The organism is Pseudomonas sp. ATCC 13867 (genome assembly GCF_000349845.1).
In the GTDB taxonomy this organism is placed as follows: Bacteria; Pseudomonadota; Gammaproteobacteria; order Pseudomonadales; family Pseudomonadaceae; genus Pseudomonas.
On record NC_020829.1, the window covers coordinates 4,421,282 to 4,443,880 of the forward strand.

Below are 22,599 nucleotides of genomic sequence, written 5' to 3' on the forward strand. Positions count from 1 at the left end.
TTCACAGCTGGGTAATGGATGCGCGAGCCAGACCACGCTGCTCGAGGAAGCCGAGCATGTAGCGATGGCCGAAGGCTTTCGAGGTCGATGCGAAGCCCACCTTGGCGGTGTCGTTATCCAGCAGGCGAACCACGGCTGCGGCATGAAGCGCGCCGGTGGCGATGTAGGGCTTCACGCCATGAACGGTGGCGCGTACGGCCGACAGGTGGCCACGACCGATGGCGAAGTCGACGGTGCGCTGCAGCGGGCCGCGCTCACGCGGCGGCATGACCGGGGTCGTGGAGTCGACGAGACTCTTGATCACCGCGTCCTGCTGTTCCTTGGGCAGGTGCTTGTATTCGGCCTCCCACTTCTCGCCCAGCGCATGCACGCTCTGCATGACCGGGTTGTCGTAGAAGCCGACGCAAGAGATGCAGCTACGCACACGCGGATCGTTCTCGAAGTACACCGGCAGCGAAGTACCGCCCCACGGCAAGCAGAACACGGACTCCATCAGGTCCGGCGAAACCACATTGAAGCTGGAACGCGGCGAGTGCGGGACCAGTTTGTTCTCCCACAGATAGTGGGCTTCCTGGCGATAGGTTTCGAAGATGGTGGCAGCCGAACCCACGGACACACCGGCGGCACCGCGCGGGCCACGGGTCAGGGTCGCGGTTTCCAGCGCATCGATGCCCTGGGTTTCCAGTGCCAGCTCGGCCGCGATCTCGGCGTAGGTGTACATGTAGGCGACCGAGGGCGACAGCAGCAGGCCAGCCTGGCGGAACAGCTCACCGTAGTTATCGCGCAGGGCGCGGATGTGCTGCTGCTCACCGGCCGGGTCCAGGTAGTGGCAGCCCGCCTTGAGGGCAGCCTCGACGGTAACCTGACCGAAGTTTGCGAACGGACCGACGGTGCTGCAGACCACGCGGGCCCCCTTGAACACCTTGACCAGCGCCTCGACCTCGTGGGGGCACTCGACCAGCTCATAGGTGGCGGACTCGAGGCCGACCACACGCTCGGCCATCATTTCCTTGGCGCGGGCGGCATTGCGGGCAACCGCGGTGAACGGAATGCCTTGGTCGATCAGCCAATCCATGATCAGCATGCCGGTGTAACCGCTGGCGCCATAGACAACGACAGGATATTTAGCCATTGCGAGTTCCTCGCTTTCTTATTGAATGGTTTTTGTTGGTGGTGAAACGGCCGGACCCGATCAGGCCTGGGACCAGCCTTCGGCATAGAGCTGCTGCGCAAGCAGCCCCAGACGCATGGTCAGGATGCGGTTCTCACCGTCTTCGATGAGCGCGGACTGGGTGTCGCGCAGCAGCTTCTCGATCGGGTACTCGAGGGTGGTGCCGTTGCCGCCGAAGAGGCGGAACGCTTCCTCCACCACCGCCAGCGTCTCTTCGGTCACGGTGACCTTGGCAGAGGCAGTGGCATAGGGATGGGTTAGCGGCGAGAGACGAGCAAAGCTCAGTGAGCGACGAGCGACCGCACGGGCGGTTTCCACTCGACGGAGCATTTCGCCCAGGCGCAGTCGCGTCATTTGGTGGTCGATCAGCATGCGGCCGCCCTGGCGACGCTCATGGCAGTACTGCAGCGCCAGCTCGAATGCAGCCCGGGCAACGCCGGTGAAGACCTGGCTCATGTGGGTGCCGGCGTAGGACCAGGAAGAGCTCACAGCGCCGTAGTAGCCATCTTTCTCGGCAATGGCGAAGCGCCGCGGGATACGCACGTCATCGAAGTAGATTTCGCCCTGGGGCAGCGAGCGCTGGCCGATCTTCGCCAGCGGCTTGCCCTTGGAAACGCCCTTGATATCAAGCGGCACGATCACAGCGATGCCATTGGGCAGGCCATCGTCAGCGTAGAAACCGTCACCGTAGTCGGCGCACATCAGGCCGAAGGCGACCTGAGCCACCGCGCCGTTGGACACCCAGGCCGAGCTCTGGCCATTGATGATGATCTCGTCGCCGACGACCTTGGCGGTCAGGTTGCCAATGTTGGCAGGCGTGCCGGCAGGCCAGTCGCGCTTGATATCCAGCAGTTGGTTGTCGCTGCCGCGATCCGGCTGGGTGGCCATCCAGCACCCGATACGCCCCTGGCACAGCTCGACCAGCTCGGCGCTGCCGGCGGCGGCAGCCATCTGCAGCGGGAAGCCGGCGCAGCCGAGCGATACGCCCAGGCCTGCATCGCCCCAACCCAGCTCCTCGCCAATCATGGACTCGATGCGTACCGCCATTTCCGGCGGCAGCTCGGCCAGCAGCGCGGGATCGAGCCCCAGCTTCGCGAACTCGCCAAATACCGAATAGAAGGGCGAGCCGGGAGCGATGACTTCTTCCGCGCTCATGCGATCCAGCTCGCGCCCGATCGGCCGCAGTACGTCTTTTGCGAAGCGATGCACCGAGGCCTGGATCGCGGCCTCTTCTTCAGACAGTGGGGTTTCGAATCCGCTCAGACCGACGGCAGGCAAGGTCAGGTTGGGCTTCAGAGAAATCATGGCGACACCTCCTGGGAAGGCACCTGACAGGTCATCCGTTGGAGACCGGACAGGCAGTAGAGGCGACCGGAGAACGCGAACGTCGGCGAGCTGCTGCAAGGCATTGGGGCGGCAGTGAGATTCCCACTGCACATCGATCCAGCTGCGAGCTCTCGGCGCTCGTCCTCCTGGTCAGCCTGTTGTTGTTTGAGGTCAATCTAACAAGCCGTCTATTTTTACGCAACAAGTGTTATGTAAATATTTGACCGCCAGTCGCAACGAGAGTCGAAGGCGTCAGTCAGGCGCGCCAAATGCCAACCGGAAGCACTCGGCACGTTGATAGATCAGAGAGGTTCAAGCCCCTTTAGAGGCTTGTCAGCGGCGCACTCGGAGCCTGCCCAGCTCCCGACTGAAAATCCCTTTTCAGCCGTTCGGAGTGTCACCTGGCGCACTGCTGCGTCGCCACAGCGAGCCGCTCCGCAGGCCTCGATGGCGGAAGGGTTGGAACCCTGTCATCTGTCTCAGGCGAGGGGACATGTCACGGACAATTTCGGCGGGTATCTGGAGCGGGTGGGCATCCAGGGGCACCAGCGAGGCAATGTTGAACAACGCTACGGCTAGCCTCTGCCTGTCAGCCTGCGAGACGTTAGCGCCAATGCCATGCACAAGCTTGCCGCTGCAGAAAAGAACCGCCCCGGCCTTCAGCGGCACGGGTATCGTCGACTCCGGCTGATAGGGCTCGCAGAAATCCCACTCGTGACTGCCCGGAATCAGCCGAACAGCGCCGGAGGCTTGAGTCGAGTCGCCCAGCGCGACGTACATACTGCACGTCACTTCCTCCGCGCCCGGGCCGTATGGAAGGAAAATCGGGTAGTGATACAGGCTGCGTCCCAGCGGCAATGCCTCATCGCCGGGACGGCTCTCCAATACCTCGGAGCAGCTCAGCCACATGGCACCGCTGCTCCCGCCCAGAAGAGCCAGGACCAGTGCATTGATGTTGTCCTGATCCAGGAAGGCATCTCGGAAGGTCTTGCTCAGCGTCACCAGGTTCGCCACGTGAGCCGAGCATCGGCCGGACTCGTGACCACCCAGGCCTTGCGCAAGATCAGCCGCAATGGCTGCATCGATTTCCACATTGATGGCGGCGACCTGCCGGGCACTGAGCACTCCTTCGAGAATCACTGCCCCGTCCTTCTGGACAATGTCGATCACATCGTCGACCGACGTGTCGCCAGGCACCGTCTGCAGCCCCCGCACGACGGTGTTTCCCTCAGGGTAATCCATTGCTTGCTCCTCGCTCGCGGGTGCTCTGAATGCGGAGGCTGCCTGGTATCGACAGGAGGAAAAGCATCGCCTGGCACGAATACGCAATACCCGTGCACGCTGCTGCTTCAGCGCCCCGGCAGGAAATCTAGCAATGCGGAATATTTTTAACAACGACCGTTATTTCAATGTATTCAGGACGCTGGGGTCCGCCGACTCACGTTGCCATCACCGACCGGCCCCGATTCACGGAGCGGATGAAAATTGGAAACTCAGTCCCCGTGGCCAGTGCGGGCGGACCGGTAGCGCCCAGGACTCATGCCAGTCCACTGGCGGAAGACACGATGGAAAGCACTGGGCTCCTGAAAGCCGCAACGAATGGCGATTTCCGTGATACTCAGCTCGGTATCATCAAGAAGCTCGAAGGCAAGGGCCTTGCGCACCTCGTGCTTGAGCAACTGGTAAGAAAAACCTTCACGCTCAAGCTGTCGACGGAAAGCAGAATCCGTCATCGACAGGCTGCGCGCCATGTCTGTCAGCGAAAGCCAATCCTGCTCACTTCCGGCCTTCAGGCGTCGATAGACCTTGGCGGACAGACCGCTGCGATTGCGGAAGCGAACCACCACGCCTTCCGGTGCATGACGCAGGAACTGCTTGAGCCCGGCAAAGTTGCGCACCACCGGCAGGCCGAGTTGCGAGGCGTCGAACTCCACTTCGGTGTGCGTGGCGTCAAACTGAATCCAGTGCCCCCACAGCAGCGGGTCCGTTCTGTGGGGCGGGCGGGAATGCCCGAACTGGGTTCGCTCCAGGTTGATCCGCCTTCCCACAAGCCAGCAGGCAACGCCCATGACCATGCTGAGGTATACCTCCTCGGCGACGCCCCGGATGGAGCTCTCATCGATCCGGTTGTCGAGCACGATCACCGCGCGATCACCGCGTATCTCCAGCCGCGCCCGGATATCCGCGAGGAACAGGCCGAGGCCCGACAGGCACTGATTCAGCGCGCGCCCAAGGTCGGGCTCATGCAGCGCGCTTCGGCAGATCATGGCGAAACTGCCGCGCGGCATGCCGCGTGAATCGAAGGCGAAAAACTCGTCGCCGAGCTCTTCGGTGAGCGACAGCCACAAGCGTGTTACCGCATCGGCGGGCACACCATGCAGAGGGTCGAGCAGCCAGGACGGATCGATCCCCGCTGCATCCAGCAGTTCCCTTACCCGCTGTGGGCGAGAGGCCAGACGATGCAGGGCAGTCGTCACGAAATACGCGGCGACCGAGTCGCTCTGGCGAAGTACTCCGGACTCGGTGTCACTCTTTTCGATCATCTGCAGTATCCATTTTCGTCAACGGCGGCTGCGCGATTCAGGCATAGGAGGTTGCTTACCCGCGTCCTAGACTCCCGGCCATACAGCCAGGAGCCACAACCATGAACAAACCTGAAGTCTTCGTCGTCAGCGCGGTCCGCACCGCCATCGGAACCTTCGGCGGCACGCTGAAGGACACGCCCCCCGCCCAACTGGCCACGCTGGTCACACAGGAGGCCCTGTCGCGCGCCAACTGCGATCCGCAAAGCGTGAACCATGTGGTATTCGGCCATGTCATTCCCACCACTCCCAAGGATGCCTACATCAGCCGGGTGGCGGCGCTTCAGGCAGGCATTCCCAAGGAGGCCCCGGCCTTCACCGTCAACCGTCTGTGCGGCTCCGGCCTGCAAGCCATTGTCAGCGCAGCCCAAGGCCTGCTTCTGGACGACTCCCGTGTTGCCATCGCCGGCGGTGCCGAATGCATGAGCCAGGCCGGCTATCTGGTACCCAGCGCTCGCTGGGGCGCACGCATGGGTGATGTGAAGATGCTCGACTACATGCTCGGTGCGCTGCAAGACCCGCTGCATGGCATCCACATGGGCATTACAGCAGAGAACATCGCCAAGCTGCACGACATCAGCCGCGAAGACCAGGACGCCCTCGCCCTGCTGAGCCAGCAGCGCGCAGCCCGCGCCATCGCCGAAGGGCGCTTCGCCGGCCAGATCGTTCCCGTGCAGATCAAGACCCGCAAGGGTGTCTCGGCATTCGAAGTCGATGAGCATGTCCGTGCCGATGCGAGCCTTGAGCAACTGGCCAAGATGAAGCCCGCCTTCACTGAAGGTGGCTCCGTCACCGCGGGCAACGCCTCCGGCCTGAACGACGGCGCAGCGGCCCTGCTCCTCGCCAGCGGCGATGCAGTGAAGAGCGACAACCTGCAACCCATGGCACGTATTGTCGCTTACGCTCACGCGGGCGTTGAACCGACCGTCATGGGCCTCGGCCCGATCCCCGCCACCCGCCTGGCGTTGCAACGCGCGGGCCTGAGCGTGAGTGATCTCGACGTCATCGAATCCAACGAGGCCTTCGCAGCACAGGCCTGTGCCGTGTCGCGCGAGCTGGGCTTCGATCCGGAGAAGGTCAATCCGAACGGGTCGGGCATTTCCCTGGGGCATCCGATCGGTGCTTCCGGCGCCATCATCGCCACCAAGGCGATCCACGAACTCCACCGCATCAAGGGGCGCTACGCGTTGGCGACCATGTGTATCGGTGGCGGGCAAGGTATTGCTGTCATCTTCGAGCGCGTCTGACCGGTCTGGCGCTCTTGAAGCCGTTCTCCCCTGCAGTGGCGAATGCCGCTGCAGGGTGTCCCAAACGCACAGGTACGAACCATGAATACAGCCAAGTGCTTGCTGCCCTCCTCCAGCTCCCGCTTCGAACGCAATCGTCCCAAGGCGCTCGATCTCTTCGCTGAGCGCGGCTTCGCCCAGGTCAGCCTGCGTGAGCTGGCACGACACCTTGAGCTGACCGCCGGCTCGCTTTACACCCATTGCGCCAGCAAGGAAGAGCTGCTGTTGGAGTTCATCGAGGAGCACTACCTGGCCCTCCTGTCTTTGTTCGACCGGCGCCACCGCAGGGAGTGTCCCAAGGCCACCCTGGAAGTCACCGTTCTGGGACTGGTCTCGCGGCACGCCGCCTACCCCCAATACTTCCAACTGGCAACGCGCGATATCGGCTACCTGGAGTCCGAGCAACGGCAGTACATCGAACTGCTTCGTCATCAGTTGGAGCAAAAACTGGCGGCCGCCCTAGTCGCAGCGGGATACCTGAACACTTCGTCCAACGGCATCCCGGTGCTGGAGCTCTTCGAGCACCTGCCCATCTGGCTGTCCCGTTATCCGCTGGATCGTGAGCAACAGGCCGCGCGACTCATGCAAGTACTGACCGCCCCCCTCGCGCGCAAGCCGGGGATCAGCCGCTGATCCCCGCGTCTTCAGCCGCATCGATCAGCCGGTCCTGGAGGACAGCATTTCCTGGATCCGCTGGGTGGCGTCGCGTGTTCTGCCTGCCAGCTTCTTGACCTCATCCGCCACGACGGAAAATCCTCTGCCGACCTCGCCCGCCCGCGCGGCTTCGATTGCCGCGTTCAATGCCAGCATGTTCGTCTGATCGGCAATGGCCTTGATCACGCCCACCACCTGGGCGATCTGTTCGTACGTTGACTGAATGCTGGCGAGCTCCCTTGCATGCAGGGCCGCGGCGAGTTTCTCGTCCGAAATGTCGCGGACGGCACCCAGCAGGCAGCAGAGCTTTCCGCTCGCATCCTTCATGCCCTGCCCGCGCTCTCGGAACCACACCTCGCCCCTGGACTTGTGTTTCATCCGGTACTCGACGACATAGGGCGCGCTGAAGTCGTCCCGCAGGACGTAATCCGTGACCACCTTGACGATCTGCTGCAGGTCCTCCGGATTGACGATGGAAAAGTAGCTGTCCCAGGAATCGGGAAGGTCCTGCTGCGAATAGCCGATAAGATCGCGAAATTGCCTTGACCAACTTAGCTGGTTGGCAGGGTTCTCCGGATCTCCGTCAATCACGCTGAGTTCCCAGCAGCCCTCGGTGAGAACCTGCTGGGTGAGGTCCCAGACCTTTTCCCTGGCATGGTGATCGGCGAGCTCACCTTGCAGGTCAGCCAGCTGCGAGGCGCTCTTGTCAGCCTCTCTGCATAGCGCCAGCAGTTCGGATTGGCTCTGCTGCAACCGTTGCTCCAGCTCTCGGCGAGACGCTCGCTCAGCATCCAGTTCGCTTTGCTCGAAGGCTGCCTTCAACGGCAGAGCGAGCCGGCTTTCCAGGGCTTCCAATATTCCGCCAAGGGCGGGATGGCGGTCAGCCAGGCGCGTCCGATCTTTCTCTGCCGGCTGGCCGGCGAGCAGCGACTGAATCAGGGTGCCAACGTCATCGGCCAGTGCGTCCAGCTTTTGTCCGAACAATCTACGCCTCCACTCCACGAGTCTTGCCCGCTGGCACGCGTGCTTGCCGGGCCCGCCGGGTGATGTCTCGACTTCATCGAAAATAAAAAAGGGGCCGAAGCCCCTAAAAGGGAGCAATCCTTGGAGGCCACTGAGGACCTCGCGTTACCGTCAGGGCACAGGCACTACGCCGCGCTGGGAAAACAGCGCAACGCTGCCGTCAGGCTCCAGCACCGCCGTGGTCAGCGGCGCGCCCTCGGCGGCCTTCTGCTCCTGGAAGCTATGTCCGCCATCGCTGCTACGCACCAGAAGACCATCCAGCCCTACGGCCAGCACCTGCTGGCCAGACACTACAACCCTGGTGACCGAGCCCTTGCTCTGCACCGGAATGCGCTGCCAGTCCTGTCCAAGGGCGGAGCCCTGCATCAGGGTTCCGCGCTGTCCGCCAACCAGCAGGCTGCCATCGGCCAGCACCGCTCCCGACCAGAGCGTGCCGCTATAGCCGGTATCGATGTATCGCCAGGTCCTGCCGCGATCCTCCGAAGCCAGCAGCTGTCCGTGCTCGGCCGTCGCATAGAGGGTGCCCTTGCCGTCGCTGAAGAGCCCCATCAGGTTCAGGTCCGCACGCTTGGAGCCGGGCGGCGGAGCGAGCTTCTGCTCGCTCCATGTCTTGCCGCCATCATCCGTGGTCAGCACCAGCGACCACAGCCCCACGGCCACCCCCTGCTGGGCATTGAAGAAATGCACGGCAAACAGCGGCCGATCCACGTCGCTGGCCATGCGCTGGATCTGCCATGACTCCCCGCCATCAGAAGTGACGAGAATCGCCCCCCAATGGCCGACCGCCCAGCCATGATCGGCATCGACGAAGGACACCCCCGTCAGAGGCGTGGAGAGGGGGACTGAACGCGCCTGGCGAAAGTTCTTGCCCTGGTCGTCGGACAACAGCACTTCGCCGTGATCTCCCACAGCCACCAGGCGATTTTTCGCCCAGGTCGCGTCCAGCATGGCAGCAGCGGTGGCATAGCTCGCGGCTACCGCAGGCACCGGCTGCAGGTCTTCAGCCTGCGTGGCAGATATCGGTAGGAGTGCCCCAAACAGCACGCCGATGAATGCAATTTCGTAACGCATTGACCTCTCCTCAGTGCGCCAACGCGCCAACCATGCGCACGGGGCGCTTGCGCGGGAACACCCGCTCAAGCCAGACGGCGAATGCCGGCAGGACGGTCATGGCCATCACCATGTTGACGATGAACATGAAGGCCAGGAGCTTGCCCATGTCGGCCTGGAACTTGAGTTGCGAGAACGACCAGGTGGCGACGCCGACGGCCAGGGTGATCGCGGTGAAGATAGTCGCCACCCCGACTTCCAGCAGTGCATGCTCCACCGCCTTGACGATCGGCTGACCATTGGCCTGGTGCATCTGCAAACGGTTGTAGATGTAGAAGGCGTAATCCACCCCGATGCCTACTGCGAGCACCATCACCGGCAAGGTCGCGATGGTGAGCCCGATCTGCAACTCCTCCATGAACCAATAACCAATGAAGGTGCCAATGGTCAGAGGCAGGCAGCAGACCAGGACGGCCCTCAGGTCGCGATAAACGGCGAAGACCAGCAGCGCGATGGCGGCGTAAACGTACAGCAGCATCGGCGTTTCACTCTTCTCCACCTCTTCGTTGATTGCTGCGAGCAGGCCGGCGTTGCCGGATGCCAGGCGAATGGTGATGCCCGGCATCGGATACTGGGTGCGGAACGCCTTGGCCGCCTCGACGACACGGTTGATGGTGGTGGCCTTGTGGTCGGCCAGGAACAGGTGAACGGCCGTCATGCTGCAGTCGGAGCGCATCAGGCCCGCGACCCTTGCGATCTCGGTCGCCATCGACGAGTAGTTGGCCGGATCGATGGGCACCGCGTTCATCTTCGGATTGCCCTCGTTATAGCCCTCGTTGAACTGGCGCATGCTGTTGGAGAACGAAGCCACCGACAGGACCCCGGGAACGCCCTGCATCGCCCAGACGAATCGATCCTGGTACTGCCCCAGCGCCACATCTTCGCAGGCCGTGCCACCGGCGCCCTCCTTCGGCTTGTCCTCGAACACCACCGAGAACCAGTCGAGCCCAATGTCGTAGTTGGACGCGATGGCGACCGCATCGCGATTGAAGCGGGCATCCGCGCGAAGCTCAGGTGCACCGGCCTGCAAGGTTCCCACCACGCGGTCGCGGCTCTGCCAGACGGCGGCAGCGAAGACCACGACGGCAAGGCAAAGCACCAGCTTTGCATTGCGCCACTCGGCCAGTCGGGCCAGGCCATGTAGCCAGCGCGCACGACGCTCACGCGAGAGTTCCTCGGCAGCGGCGTAGGTACCCTCGACACGCAGCATCGACGCCACCAGCGGCAGCATCACCAGATTGGTGACGATCTTGAAACCCACGCCGAGCGAGGCGGTGATCGCCAGCTCCCGCACCATCGGGATGGGGATCAGCAACAAGGTGACGAAGGACACGAACGCCGTCACCAGCGCCAGGGTTCCTGGAATCAGCAGACCACTGAAGCTGGAGCGCGCGGCCTGGTCGACAGACTTGCCGCAGGCGATCTCACGCACGATGAAGTTGATCTGCTGCACACCGTGGGAAACCCCGATCGCGAATACCAGGAATGGCACCAGCACAGCCAGTGGGTCCAGGCCATAGCCCAACAGACGGAGGCTGCCGAACTGCCAGATTAGCGAGGTGAGCGAGCAGCCCAGGGCCAGCAGGGTGAAGCGCACTGAATGGCAGTACCAGTAAACGGCAGCGGCCGTCAGCAAAAGCGCCAGCAGGCAGAACTCCAGTACCGAGGAGGCACCTTTGGCGATGTCGCCGATCTGCTTGGCGAAGCCGATGATCTGGATTTCGAAATCACCGTCCTCGAACTTTTCCCTCAGTTGCTTCTCCAGCACGTCGTTGTAGGACACATAGTCCAGGCGCTGGCCCTTGGCGTCATACTCCTCGAGATCGGCTGTGATCATCGCGCTGCTCTGATCACGCGATACCAGGGTGCCGATGAAGCCACCCTGGGTTGTCGAGTTGGCGATCTTGCCGATGGTCTTATCGTCGAGTCGCTCGGGCGTCACCGTCCCTGGAATTAACGGATCGGCACGGAAGCCTTCCTCGGTGATCTCGTTGACAAAGGCATTGGGCGTCCACAGCGAACGTACACTGCTTCGCGAAACGTTCGGCAGGAAATTCACCGCTTGGGTCACGTCATACAGCCGCTGCAGTCCAGCCTTGTTCCATATCTCGCCCTTGCGGGCCTTGACCACCACAGTCAGGCGGTTGGCGCCCAAAAGGTCGCCGCGATAGGTTTTGAAGGTCTCGATGTATTCGTGGCCGATGGGCAGCTGCTTCTCGAAGCCGGCGTCCATGCGCAACTGCACGGCGAACCAGCCCATGATCAAGGTGAACACTGCCAGGCACGCCAGCACCAGCCGGCGATGCCCGAACAGCCCGTTCTCGATACGCGGGAGCATACGGCGCTCCCGCTGACCGGACAGATTTACGGATGCGTTCACATCAGACCTCACAGGGTGCGCGATACGACGAAGCCGACGTAGTCACGATCGCCCAGCAGTTGGTCGTAAGGCGTCGCGCCGCCCATGAACTTCGCGTAGTTGAACGACACCTGCCAGCTCGCAGGATTGCGCACGAAGTTCAGGTACAGGTTCATCGAGCTTGCACCGTCGGTCCAGGTCTGCGAGAGGTTCGGCGTGCGCCCGCCCAATCCGCGCGAATAGAAGACGCCCGGGGTGACCTGCCAGCCCGGCAGCAAGGTGTTCTCGTAGGTCAGGCTGTAATCCAGGCTGATGCCGGAGGACGTCTTGTCACCCTTGGAGGTCGGGGCGACATTCGGGTCCTTGATCCAGCTGTAGGTACCCGGCGCGGTCGGCTCGCCGTCGTACTCGTCGTTCAGGCCAGGGTAGTGAACCACCACCAGTTCGCTCACCAGGGTCCCGGTGCTGGCGCCGGTAAGCTCAAGCCAACGTGAAGAGTTCTGCGGAGTCTGGCTGTACAGCCCGGTCAGGTGCCACTGGAGCTTCTTCTCGTCCTTCCAGCATTTACCGCGGCTGCCCTGGCAATAATCGATGTAGGGGTTGAGGGTAACTGCGTCTTTCGGGCGATAGGACAGCTCCGTGCCCACGGCCCAGTCACCTACCGGCATGTTGGCGCTGATGCCATAGAGCATGCGGTCTTCCGGGTATTGCCACTCCTGCAGCGCAGCACCGGTGTTCGGGTCGAACTGAATATCGAGGGCTGGCAACTTGTCGTGATAACGCATCACATAGGCGCCCAGGTTCAGGTCGCTGTCACGCGGCTGCCAGTGCACGGCGATCCCCCACTGGCCGCTGTTGCGTGCGTTCTTGCTGTGCAGCCCATAGGCCTGCATGCCGTCACCCAGCCCGTTGGTGGTCGACCAGTAGCTTCCCACTGGAGGGACTTCGCTTTTGTTCCAGTCGAACTGGTAATAGGTCTCGACGTTGACCCCGCCCCCCACGCCAGAGGCGAGACTGAGCATCGGAGCGGGCAGCACCGCTTCCTTCAACTGGGTGCCGGGGCGCATCAGTGCCGCGATGTCATAGGCGTTGGTGTTGTTGATCCCGCCCAGGGTGAAGATGCTTTCGCCCCAGTTGATGACCTGGTTACCCAGTCGGGCCCGTACGCGCTGCTCGCCGACATCGAAGCTCTTGCTCACCCAGAGATCGAGCAGGCGTGCCTTGAAACGAAGGTCGTCATGAGCATTGTCGGTGAGGCCGTTCTTGTGGACGTCCGGCGGCGAACCGTAGCTCAGGGCGCCCGTCGTGTCGGTCGCGGCAAAGTCGCGGATCCAGCTGCCACGTGCCATGAAGGTGTAGTCGTCGGGAAACTTCAGCAGGAGCTCGTGGGTGCCCTTGATGTAGTTGGTGAACAGATCACCCTTGTCGTAGTTGAGGTCGCCCTGGTCGCCGAAACCGGCAACCGGGGACTGGCAGCCGCTGGGCGGATGGTGCCCGGTGGCGCCAGCGGTGATCAGATCGCAGTCCTGTGATTCAGTACGGACAGCCATGCCGGCCGCGATGGTGGAGTCGAAGGACCCACGAACATTCTCCGTCTCGAAGGTGAACGCCATGGCCAGCGGAGCGCTGCACGCGAGGGCAAGCCCTGCGGATTTCGTAATTATTCTTTTCATGTTGGCTCTCGATCGACATCGACTACGGGTTAACGCTCGCTGATCGAGCGCAGGTTGTCGGAGGTGTAGAAGTCAGGCTTCAGGCGCGGATTGCCGGCGCTCTCGGTCAGCCAGCGATGGTCATCCTTGCCCGCCCCGATGGAGGTCATGTCGTAGGCATAACGGCCATCGATCATGTTGAACTGCACAGAGGCCGCCATGTCGCAGCTACCGGTCTCGTAGACCGGAATCGTGAAGCCTTCGCGGACTTTCCAGATCTGGCCCTGCTTGTCGTAGTCAACCGCCATCAGACCGTTCCAGCTGTCCTCGTCGACGTAGAACAGGCGCTTGGGCTCCTGATGGCGCATGCCGTCGCGGACAGTTGCTTCAACCACCCACACGCGATGCAGCTCGTAACGGCGGTATTCGGGGGCGATGGAATCACGCTTGGCGACATCCTCGAGCTTGGCCGAGGTGTCATAGGCACCGAAGGCGTTGTAGGGAACCAGCATTTCCTTCTTGCCCAGCAGCTTCCAGTCGAAGCGATCGAGCGGACCGTAGAAGATGTTCGTTTCGTCCACGGTGTATTGGTTGTCCAGGCCGATCTGCGGGGCGTCGTAAGAGTACGCCGGCATGCGGCGCACGCGGCGCTGACCAGGGAAGTAGTAGTAAGTGGTCGCTTCCTCGCCTGCCTTGCTGATGGACACCGCCGCTTGGCCGGCGAAGGAGGCGGGTTCGTTGTAGGCGAAGAAGGTGCCCACTTCGACTTGGCCGGTCGATGCGAAGGAAGCACTCCCCTTGCCACCCCAAGGCATGAACATGAACATGTCGATCGAGGTGTGCAGCCAATCCTCGCTGCCGCGACGAGGTGAGATACCAGCCGTATCCTTGGGCATGGACAACCCCACGCCCCGGTAGCGCATCTTCATGTTCCACATGACTTCGGCGCCGGTGGTCGGCATGGGGAACGGCACGCCCGGCAGGCTCGCTTCCTGGAGCACCAGGCCGGAACTATCCAGCGTGGCGGACCCAACGTTCTTGCGCGTGTTTTGCTCGACGAAGTCCGGCGCACCGCAGCTTCGACGAGTCGGGTACACATCCATGCGATAGCCGGGAATCTTCTTGAACAATTCCAACTGCCCAGGGGAAAGCTTGCTTTCATACTGGGAAACGTTGCTCGCCGTGATGCTGTACAGCGGCTTGTCGCTCTTGAACTTCCAATGCTGGCCACGCACCTGGCCATAGCTCCAGTCACCACCCTGCGGCCCCGGCTGCGTCCAGGCGGGGATGCTGCCATCGGCGTTGGCCGCAACTTCTCCACCCAACGGAGTCAGCTTGGTACCCAGCAATGCGGCGTCCTTGTCCGCAGCATGAACCGAACAGATGGCGGCCGAGGCCACCACCGCCGCGATCAGACTTCTGACTTCAATACCGCTCGATTTACCCGCAGTTGCACGCTGAAACACGCTTTTCATTGGAAAGTCCTCATGAGCCTCAACCGGTGGCGAGCACTTCCCGAGGGGATACATCGGATAGCGGCACGCACCTAATCAAACGACCTGATCAATTGACCAAGTCATATGACCAAAGCAAGCCATGTGCCAACCCCTTGAATCCTATATATCTCCTTTTATTTCAAAGTCTTAGATAAAAACAAAATCTTACTCTCGCTACCGTTAGACCCAGGCCCGCACCACTATGCGACAGCTCTGCGCACCAACATGGGAATTAACGGAACACATGTTACCGAAATAACTGCTAACAGTTTGCCGTGATAGCCAAGGCCCGAGCTGTCGAGAGGAAAAATCCATTAGGCCGCCCTCTTTTGGCCCATGACGACCGCGACGAGCTTGATGTAGCATCCGCCGCGTCGGACCCCTGAGCCGTAATGGACGGAACGACCGACACCAAGGAGACTGCTTAGTTATGGCCAGAATGGGCGCGGATCTGCGCAGACAGGATTTCGTCGAAGCGACTGTGAAGGTAATTGCGGAGCATGGTGTCGCGAATGCTACAACGCGCCGAATCGCCGCTGCCGCGGGCTGTCCTTTGGCCTCGCTGCACTACCTGTTCCACACCAAAGAAGATCTGTTCTACGCAGTTTTCGAGACGCTCTTCAACCTGCCTCAGCAAGCCCTGGAGCACGGCCCTATCGGCACCACCGAGGCGGAAGCAGCGGCGGGCTTGCTGCGCAATTTGGTGCACTGGTTTATCGCCCATCCCGATTCGGCAGCAGCGCAATACGATCTGTTCATCTGGGCGAATCGCAATGCACCCGAGATGGCGGCATCGATCTATGCGGAAGCCCTTGTGTCTACCCAGCAAGCTATTGAACGCTCGGTCGGCTATTCGGTAGACCAGGAACTTCTTGGCGTAGTCAGCCGGCTGATGGTGCAACTGCTTGACGGCCTGATCATCGCTTGGAGCGCACATCGCGACGACGATCGTCTAAGAGATGAAACCGAAACTGCCTGTGAAGCTCTGGGCATGCTAGTGAGCAGCAGACTTCCACGTAAGAAGGCCGCTCGCCGTACAGCAAGCTAACGCAGTTTCCTTGCCAGGATTAGAGCTGATAATTACGAGGGGGCCTGCAGGCCCCCTTCGCGTTTTCATTACCCTCGAAACTACAGAGGGGATCGGTCGATAACACTCAGGCTCACCTGTTCCAGCAGCCGGTTCATCTGGATGAATTGAGCGAAACGCGGGTCCTGCGTCTGGCCGTGGAAGAAGCGGTAGTAGATCTGCTGAACGATGCCTGCGAGGCGGAACAGGCCGTAGGTGTAGTAGAAGTCCAGGTTCCTGATCGGCGGCATGCCAGCGCGCTCGGCGTAGTAGTCGGCGAAGGCCTGGCGGCTCAGCATACCCGGCAGGTGGCTGGGCTGGCGGCGTATCAGCTGCATGGATTCGGGATCACCCGCCTCGATCCAATAGGACAGCGTATTGCCGAGGTCCATTAGCGGATCGCCCAGAGTGGTCAGCTCCCAATCAAGCACACCGACGATTCTCATCGGGTCGCGCGGATCGAGGATGACATTGTCGAAGCGGTAGTCATTGTGCACGATGGCCGGCTTGTGATGGTCAATCGGCATCTTCTCGCGAAGCCAAACTTTGACCTGCTCCCAGGCTGGCGCGTCAGGTGTCAGGGCCTTTTCGTAGCGATCGATCCAACCGCTGATCTGACGTTGCACATAGCCTTCAGGCTTCCCCAGGTTGCCCAGACCGCAGGCCTGGTAATCGACGTTGTGAAGCTCGACCAGACGGTCAATGAAGTTCCTGCACAGCCTGTTGGTCTGCTGCTCATCGAGGCTTAGCTCAGGGGGCAATTCGGCGCGCAGGATGAGGCCTTTTACCCGCTCCATCACATAGAACTCGGCGCCGATCACCGATTCATCAGTACAGTGCAGATAGGCCTCGGGGCAGTAGGGAAACCCCGCATTGAGCCGGTCGAGGATACGGAATTCGCGCCCCATATCGTGTGCCGATTTGACCTTGCGACCGAACGGCGGGCGGCGCAGCACCAACTCGTGACTGGGATACTCCAGCAGATAGGTCAGGTTCGAGGCGCCTCCGGAAAACTGGCTGATACGTGGAGTACCGGAAAGCCCCGAAATGCCCGCCTTGAGGTAAGGGTCGATGCGGGCGATGTCCAGTTCCTCGCCCAGGCGGGTCCCTACGGTTTGATCTGTCAGCGTCATTCTTTTCCCTTTGTGTTCATGGGTTCTCGCCGAATCACAGGCTGCTGAGCAGATGGCCGCCATCCGCCGCCAGGACGCTGCCGGTCATGAAGGAGCCTGCATCGCTGGCCAGCAGCAGGAACGGCCCTTCCAGCTCTCTCAGCTCGCCTAACCGACGCATGGGAACCAACTGGCGGATGTAGTCCACGCCCTTCTCGCTGTCGAAGAAGGCTTCGTTCATTTCGGTTCTGAAATAGCCGGGAGCGATGGCATTCACGCGAATCTGGAAGCGCGCAAGCTCCAACGCCAGCGACTTAGTTAATTGCACAACGCCGGCCTTGGCGGCGCAGTAATGGCTGTACCCCGTCCCGACGCGCAATCCCAGAATCGACGCGACGTTGACGATACTGCCACCCTTCCCTGCCTTCACCAGGCGCTGCGCGGCAACCTGAGCGACACGCCAGACGCCGTCGAGATTGGTGGACAGCATTGCACGCCAGTCTTCCTCGCTAATCTCCAACGGCCGCTTGCCGTTGCCGATCCCAGCGTTGTTGAGCACGACATCGATGACTCCGAAATGCGCCTCCGCGGCATCGAAGACCGCTTCAACGCTGTCGCGGCTGGTGACGTCCATGGCCACGGGCAGGGACTGCCCCCCTTCCCACTCGATATCCATGGACAGTTGTTCAAGTCGATCGACCCGGCGCGCTGCCAGGACTACCCGAGCGCCGGCACGAACGACAACTCTTGCCAAGTGCGCACCGATTCCGCTGGAGGCGCCAGTGATCAGCACCGTGCGCCCGGCGAGGGAAAAACTCTGGTTCGTACTCTCTTCCATTGATGTCTCTCAAAGGCTAGAAAGGACCGCTATCACCGGCGATATGGGTACGCCCATGAAGCCTGGGTCCTGGCTCTACAAATAGGGTTCCCTTTCGCTTCGGGAGAAAACCAAGACGAGGGATGCGTGGTCCCCGCCACCGACCGGCTCCCCCGAAGCGCAAGGGAATACTCAGAATCTCTCGATCCGGGTTTTACCGGCGGCAACCAGGCGCTTCAGCAGCGGCGCGGGTTGGAACCACATTTCGCCGTAGGCTCCCAGCTCGCTGCGATAGCGCTGGATGCTCGCCAGCACTCGCTCCAACCCAAGCTGCTCGGCGTAGTGCATCGGCCCGCCAAGATGAGCAGGGAAGCCGTAGCCATTGATCCATACCAGATCTATGTCACTGGCCCGCAGGGCGATACCCTCGTCCAGCAACTGGATGCCTTCGTTGATCAGCATGAAGAGACAGCGATCATGAATTTCCTCATCGCAGACAGCACGACGCGAGATATTCAGCTCCTGGGACAGGCGTTCGGCCAGTGCAACCACTTCGGGGTCCTCCTGCCGCTCCCGCCCCTCGTAGCGATAGAACCCGCGACCGCTTTTCTGGCCATGGCGCTTCAACACCGTAAGCTCGTCACCGATCCGGCAGTAGCTCTCGTCATGAGCGGTGGCGGCCTGATTGGCCTGGCGGATCAGGTAAAGCACGTCGACGCCAGCGAGGTCCTGCATGCTGAAAATCCCCATGTTCAGCCCCAGCTCGGTCAACACCTTGTCAACCTGCGCGGGCGTGGCGCCCTCGAGAAGCAGACGTTGTGCCTCACGGGAATATGGCTCCAACATGCGGTTGCCGATGAAGCCGAAGCAGACCCCGGAAACCACCGCCAGCTTGCCGATACGCTTGGCGATCGCCATGGTCGTGGCGAGCACATCAGGCGCAGTCGCCTTGCCACGCACCACCTCCAGCAGGCGCATGACGTTCGCCGGACTGAAGAAGTGCAGACCGATCACGTCCTGCGGGCGGGAAACCGACATGGCAATCGCATCGACATCCAACGAAGAAGTGTTCGTAGCCAGGATGGCGCCCGGCTTGCACACCCGGTCCAAGGTACGGAATACCTGCTGCTTGATCTCCATCTTCTCGAACACTGCCTCGATCACCAGATCGGCATCGGCCAGCTCGGCGTAATCTAGCGTGCCGTGCAGCAGCTCCATCCGTGCTTCGACCTGGTCGGCGCTCAGCTTCCCGCGCTTGACGCTGATCTCGTAGTTCTTGCGAATCATCGTCAGGCCGCGATCAAGCGCGGCGCCCTGCTGCTCCAACAGCATCACCGGGATACCGGCATTGACGAAATTCATTGCGATACCGCCGCCCATGGTGCCGGCACCAATGACGGCGACTTTACGGATGCTGCGTAGCGGAAGGTCAGGAGCTATGTTCGGAATGCGGCCGGCCTCGCGCTCAGCAAAGAACACATGGCGCAGAGCCTGCGACTGCGAAGATGCTTCGGCCTGCTTGAACAGGCTCAGCTCGCGAGCAAGCCCTTCCCTGAGCGGAAGCAGGCAAGCTGCCTCCACCGCCGCCAGCACAAGGCGCGGAGCCAGGCGATTCTTCCAGAGCGATTCCTGACGCTCTCGGAAGGAAGCAAAGAAGCCGTCAGGCAAATCCTCGGCGGGCCTCGGACAATGCTCTGGCGGTAGTGCTGGAGCAGACATCGCGATCAGCTCCCGGGCATAGGTTTCCGCCTCGTCGAGCAAGTGTTTCGCTTCGCTTGCCAGGCGATCCAGGATCCCAAGCAGACGTGCGCGCTCCGCGTCGATCTGCTCGCCCGAAAGAATCAGATTCAAAGCTGATTCGGCGCCAATCAGCCGCGGAAGGCGCTGGGTGCCTCCGGCCCCCGGCAGCAATCCAAGATTGATTTCCGGCAGCCCGACGCGCGTCCCCGGCTCACCGACCCGATAACCGCAGGCGAGCGCGAGCTCGAGCCCGCCGCCCAGGGCCAGCTTGCCGATGGCGGCGATCACCGGCTTGTCGATCTCACTGATGCGCATCAGGGTGTCGGGCAGGCTAGGTTCGGCGAAGGCTGCATCGGTACCGAACTCCGCGATATCCGCCCCTGCGCAGAACAAGCCATCTGCGCCATGGAGGATGATCGCCTTCACTTCGGCATCGGCAGCCGCACGCTCACAAGCCGAGAGAATGGCCGCGCGCAGACGTTGGCTGAGGGCGTTGACGGGGGCTCGGCAGAGGCCAACGAAGGCCACGCCGTCTTCGAGGCGGTACTGGATCAATTCGCTCATGGATAGAGGTCCTACTTATTGCGCGGGCAGGCTCGACCATTCGTAGCGCCCATGCAGATCATGGACGCTCTCGCTCAGAGGAATGGAAGCCGGCCCGGAATGCAGCTGATGACGATCGGATTTGACGCTTTCAGAAGCGGCCGAATATCTGGCCAATGCTCACAATCGGATGTGCCGTCGGCTGTTGGGCAACGACGAGCAGGATCGGCGATTTGATGGAGTGAATAGCGCCAGCGGCCAAGGCAACAGCCAGGCAGGCGAAAAGAACTCGACGCATTGACAACCTCCAGCATTCGCGAGGTGCGGATGCAGGTTTCTTGTTATTGGCAAGATCGATTCTGCTGAGCGAGCAGTGGAAAAGCTTTGCAGATGACGCCACAAAAAAGACAATGCATGACAACATCACTCATCGGATTTCACCGGCAGAAAAACACAGCTGCCGCCTAATTCAGGTAATGGCGATGACTTCCTTCGTGCGCGGTATCGCCCTTCTCGGGCTCGCCCCCTTCCTCACCGCTCAGGGGCTCGATCCTCGCCTAATGCTGGAGCTCGCTGGCCTCCCAATCGACGCCCAGGATGGCCTGATACCGGGCACCCGCTTCAATGCCTTGCTTGAGGTCTGCGCCGAGCGCTCCGGCAACCCGCTGTTCGGGCTGCAATATGGCCTTAGCCAGGGCGCCCAGGGACTGGGGGACCTTGCCTACGTGATACGCAGCACCGGCTCGGTCGGGGAGGCTCTCAATGCTTTGGTGCGATGCCTGCATACCCATAGCGATGGCGCCGAAATCCGGCTTGAAAATCGTGCGGGTGTCGCTCACTTCCTCTACGACGTAACGGACGATGACATTACTTCGGCAAGACAAACCGTCGAGTTGGCCATTGGCATGGGCGCGCGGATCATGCAGAGCCTGCTTGGCAACAGCTGGAAACCGGCCGGGCTGCTGCTACGTCATTCGGCAGGAGGACATTCAGGCGCGTATCGGAGCCTGCTTGGGGTCACTCCTCGATTTGATTGCCCGATGAACGCCTGGCTCTTCGATGCTTCGCTGCTGGAGGTCAAACTGGATGCCACGGACGAGCGCTTCCATCAATTGATGCAACAGCACATCGATGAACTGTCGCGGATCACCTTGGCGGAAGTTCCAGCCTATGTGCAGAAGCTTCTGCGAAACCAGCTGCCTACAGGCCAACTGACCCTGGAGCGAATCGCCGAGCACATGCTAATCAGCCCACGTACGCTACAACGCTATCTGCGGGCTGAAGGTACAGGCTTTCAGGAGCTACTCGATAAGACCCGCAAATCCATGGCAACGCGCTATCTCTGCGACTCATCCGTCAACCTGACTCGGCTTGCAGAGCTGCTTGGCTACGCAGACCTGAGTGCATTTTCCCGAGCATTTGACCGTTGGTATGGCGTCGGCCCGCAGCAATGGCGACAACTGTATCGACAGGGCCGGCAACCAATGGATCTAGGCACGGACTACTCCCCTGCCACCTTTCGCCAGCCTAAAACGCCGGGCATCCAGTCATGAACCCCAACCCATTCATTCGCGCTATCGGCCTTACTGGCTTCGACGAGTTTGCTAACGCCCAGGGCCTCAACGCGAAGGGATTGCTGCGCGACGTATCGCTCCCGGAAAGCCTCCTGAGTCGCCCGGAAGGAATCCTGTCCTACCGCCGCTACTGTGCACTTCTCGAACTATGCCGACAACGTTCGGGGAACCCTCTGTTCGGCCTGCAATTGGGGCTGCATCAGGGCGTCGACGTATTTGGTGAACTGCTCTTCCTGATCCGCAACTGCGAGACGGTAGGCAATGCGCTTTACGAACTGGGCAATTACTTCGCGCTGTACAACGGAGCAGCGGAAATTGTGCTGAGAGTGGATGGCAACCTCGTAACCCTCGACCATCACGTGAAGGAACGCTACATGCCTGGCCTAGATCAGGCTGAAGAGTTGGCCTGCGGGGTCGCGCTTGAGCTCATGCGCGCGTTGGTGGGCAAGGACTGGCAACCGCGAGCGGTGCTGCTCCGGCACGCCCCCCTCAGCGACATTTCCAGCTATCTGCGGCAGCTTGATATCGCGCCAATCTTCGATAGCAACGTCACTGGCATTCAGTTTGATACTTCAGTGCTTTCCGTAGCACTCAATGCAGCCAACGAGCATCTCCATCACCTGCTCGAAGAACACATCCGCCGAATGGAACGTCTGGCTACCGGTGAACTACCCAATTACATCCGGCAGCTATTGCGAGACTTACTACCTGGTGGGCAGGCCACTGTCGAGAAGGTTGCCGACTGCATGATCCTCACTCCACGAACGCTACAACGTCGCCTGGCCCAGGAAGGAATCACGTTCCAGCGGATACTCGACGATACACGTCAGACAATGGCACGGAGCTACCTGGAGAACCCTATCCTGAGCGTGGCGCAGATCGCAGAGCTACTCGGGTATGCAGACTCAAGCGTCTTTTCCCGGGCCTTCCACCGCTGGTTCGGGACGACACCGCTTGAATGGCAGCGACAGCACTGCACAAAACGTCAGCCGCTTCTATTGCAAAAGCGCAGAAAGAGTTAGCGGAATCTTGTGTGCAAGGCTCCTTGAAACCAGTCGATTGGAGCCCGCGAAATCTGGCACAGATAA

The 22,599-nt window shown here is 61.3% G+C and carries 17 protein-coding genes and 2 pseudogenes; 5 read left to right on the plus strand and 14 right to left on the minus strand.

The window, feature by feature from the left end; genetic code table 11:
* Nucleotide 1 precedes the first annotated feature (1 nt).
* The 4 genes from H681_RS19785 to H681_RS19800 form a co-directional block, all read right to left on the minus strand.
* Nucleotides 2-1,132, minus strand: coding sequence for a saccharopine dehydrogenase family protein (locus tag H681_RS19785; RefSeq protein WP_015478665.1), 1,131 nt, complete (start codon nt 1,130-1,132; stop codon nt 2-4).
* A 60-nt stretch (nt 1,133-1,192) separates the two neighbouring features.
* Nucleotides 1,193-2,476 (minus strand): acyl-CoA dehydrogenase family protein, encoded by a 1,284-nt coding sequence (locus H681_RS19790; RefSeq protein ID WP_015478666.1) that lies wholly within the window; start codon nt 2,474-2,476, stop codon nt 1,193-1,195.
* Between the two features lie 402 nt (nt 2,477-2,878).
* Nucleotides 2,879-3,739 carry a phytanoyl-CoA dioxygenase family protein gene (locus H681_RS19795; protein WP_015478667.1) on the minus strand — a complete coding sequence of 287 codons (861 nt, stop codon included), beginning with the start codon at nt 3,737-3,739 and terminating at the stop codon, nt 2,879-2,881.
* Nucleotides 3,740-3,990: 251 nt separating this feature from the next.
* A complete protein-coding gene (locus H681_RS19800; RefSeq protein WP_015478668.1) occupies nt 3,991-5,040 on the minus strand; it encodes an AraC family transcriptional regulator in 1,050 nt (349 codons plus the stop codon).
* A 101-nt stretch (nt 5,041-5,141) separates the two neighbouring features.
* Here H681_RS19800 and H681_RS19805 point away from each other — a divergent pair, with 101 nt between their 5' ends.
* A complete protein-coding gene (locus tag H681_RS19805) occupies nt 5,142-6,326 on the plus strand; it encodes an acetyl-CoA C-acyltransferase family protein (protein ID WP_015478669.1) in 1,185 nt (394 codons plus the stop codon).
* Between the two features lie 81 nt (nt 6,327-6,407).
* Nucleotides 6,408-6,998: a TetR/AcrR family transcriptional regulator gene (locus H681_RS19810; protein WP_041712158.1), complete on the plus strand. Its 591-nt coding sequence runs from the start codon at nt 6,408-6,410 to the stop codon at nt 6,996-6,998.
* A 42-nt stretch (nt 6,999-7,040) separates the two neighbouring features.
* Here the strand turns inward: H681_RS19810 and H681_RS27290 are convergent.
* The 6 genes and pseudogenes from H681_RS27290 to H681_RS19835 form a co-directional block, all read right to left on the minus strand.
* Nucleotides 7,041-7,217: pseudogene (locus H681_RS27290) on the minus strand (methyl-accepting chemotaxis protein); the annotation flags it as partial.
* 117 nt (nt 7,218-7,334) lie between these two features.
* A pseudogene (locus H681_RS27145) lies at nt 7,335-8,021 on the minus strand (PAS domain-containing protein); the annotation flags it as partial.
* Nucleotides 8,022-8,153: 132 nt separating this feature from the next.
* Entirely contained in the window at nt 8,154-9,113 is a 960-nt protein-coding gene (locus H681_RS19820; protein ID WP_015478672.1) for a WD40/YVTN/BNR-like repeat-containing protein, read from the minus strand.
* A 10-nt stretch (nt 9,114-9,123) separates the two neighbouring features.
* Entirely contained in the window at nt 9,124-11,490 is a 2,367-nt protein-coding gene (locus H681_RS19825; protein ID WP_015478673.1) for an efflux RND transporter permease subunit, read from the minus strand.
* 50 nt (nt 11,491-11,540) lie between these two features.
* Nucleotides 11,541-13,124, minus strand: a complete 1,584-nt coding sequence (locus tag H681_RS19830; protein ID WP_015478674.1) for a DUF1302 domain-containing protein — start codon at nt 13,122-13,124, stop codon at nt 11,541-11,543.
* An 89-nt stretch (nt 13,125-13,213) separates the two neighbouring features.
* Nucleotides 13,214-14,638 carry a DUF1329 domain-containing protein gene (locus H681_RS19835; protein WP_041712163.1) on the minus strand — a complete coding sequence of 475 codons (1,425 nt, stop codon included), beginning with the start codon at nt 14,636-14,638 and terminating at the stop codon, nt 13,214-13,216.
* Nucleotides 14,639-15,089: 451 nt separating this feature from the next.
* On the opposite strand from H681_RS19835, the gene H681_RS19840 reads away from it, so the two are divergent.
* Nucleotides 15,090-15,707 (plus strand): TetR/AcrR family transcriptional regulator, encoded by a 618-nt coding sequence (locus tag H681_RS19840; protein WP_015478676.1) that lies wholly within the window; start codon nt 15,090-15,092, stop codon nt 15,705-15,707.
* An 80-nt stretch (nt 15,708-15,787) separates the two neighbouring features.
* On the opposite strand, the gene H681_RS19845 is transcribed toward H681_RS19840, so the two are convergent.
* From H681_RS19845 to H681_RS26460, 4 genes are all read right to left on the minus strand, one after another.
* Nucleotides 15,788-16,858 (minus strand): phosphotransferase family protein, encoded by a 1,071-nt coding sequence (locus H681_RS19845; protein ID WP_015478677.1) that lies wholly within the window; start codon nt 16,856-16,858, stop codon nt 15,788-15,790.
* 34 nt (nt 16,859-16,892) lie between these two features.
* Nucleotides 16,893-17,675, minus strand: a complete 783-nt coding sequence (locus H681_RS19850) for an SDR family NAD(P)-dependent oxidoreductase (RefSeq protein WP_015478678.1) — start codon at nt 17,673-17,675, stop codon at nt 16,893-16,895.
* A gap of 171 nt (nt 17,676-17,846) precedes the next feature.
* Complete coding sequence (locus H681_RS19855; protein ID WP_015478679.1) at nt 17,847-19,958, minus strand: 3-hydroxyacyl-CoA dehydrogenase NAD-binding domain-containing protein; 2,112 nt, start codon at nt 19,956-19,958, stop codon at nt 17,847-17,849.
* Between the two features lie 130 nt (nt 19,959-20,088).
* Nucleotides 20,089-20,235, minus strand: coding sequence for a hypothetical protein (locus H681_RS26460; protein ID WP_157883341.1), 147 nt, complete (start codon nt 20,233-20,235; stop codon nt 20,089-20,091).
* Between the two features lie 46 nt (nt 20,236-20,281).
* On the opposite strand from H681_RS26460, the gene qhpR reads away from it, so the two are divergent.
* Nucleotides 20,282-21,490: an AraC-like transcriptional regulator QhpR gene (qhpR, locus tag H681_RS19860; protein ID WP_236620491.1), complete on the plus strand. Its 1,209-nt coding sequence runs from the start codon at nt 20,282-20,284 to the stop codon at nt 21,488-21,490.
* The gene (locus H681_RS19865) at nt 21,487-22,533 is read left to right on the plus strand and encodes an AraC family transcriptional regulator (protein WP_015478681.1); all 1,047 of its coding nucleotides are present in this window, start codon (nt 21,487-21,489) and stop codon (nt 22,531-22,533) included. The genes qhpR and H681_RS19865 overlap by 4 nt, the downstream gene beginning before the upstream one ends.
* Nucleotides 22,534-22,599: the final 66 nt, after the last annotated feature.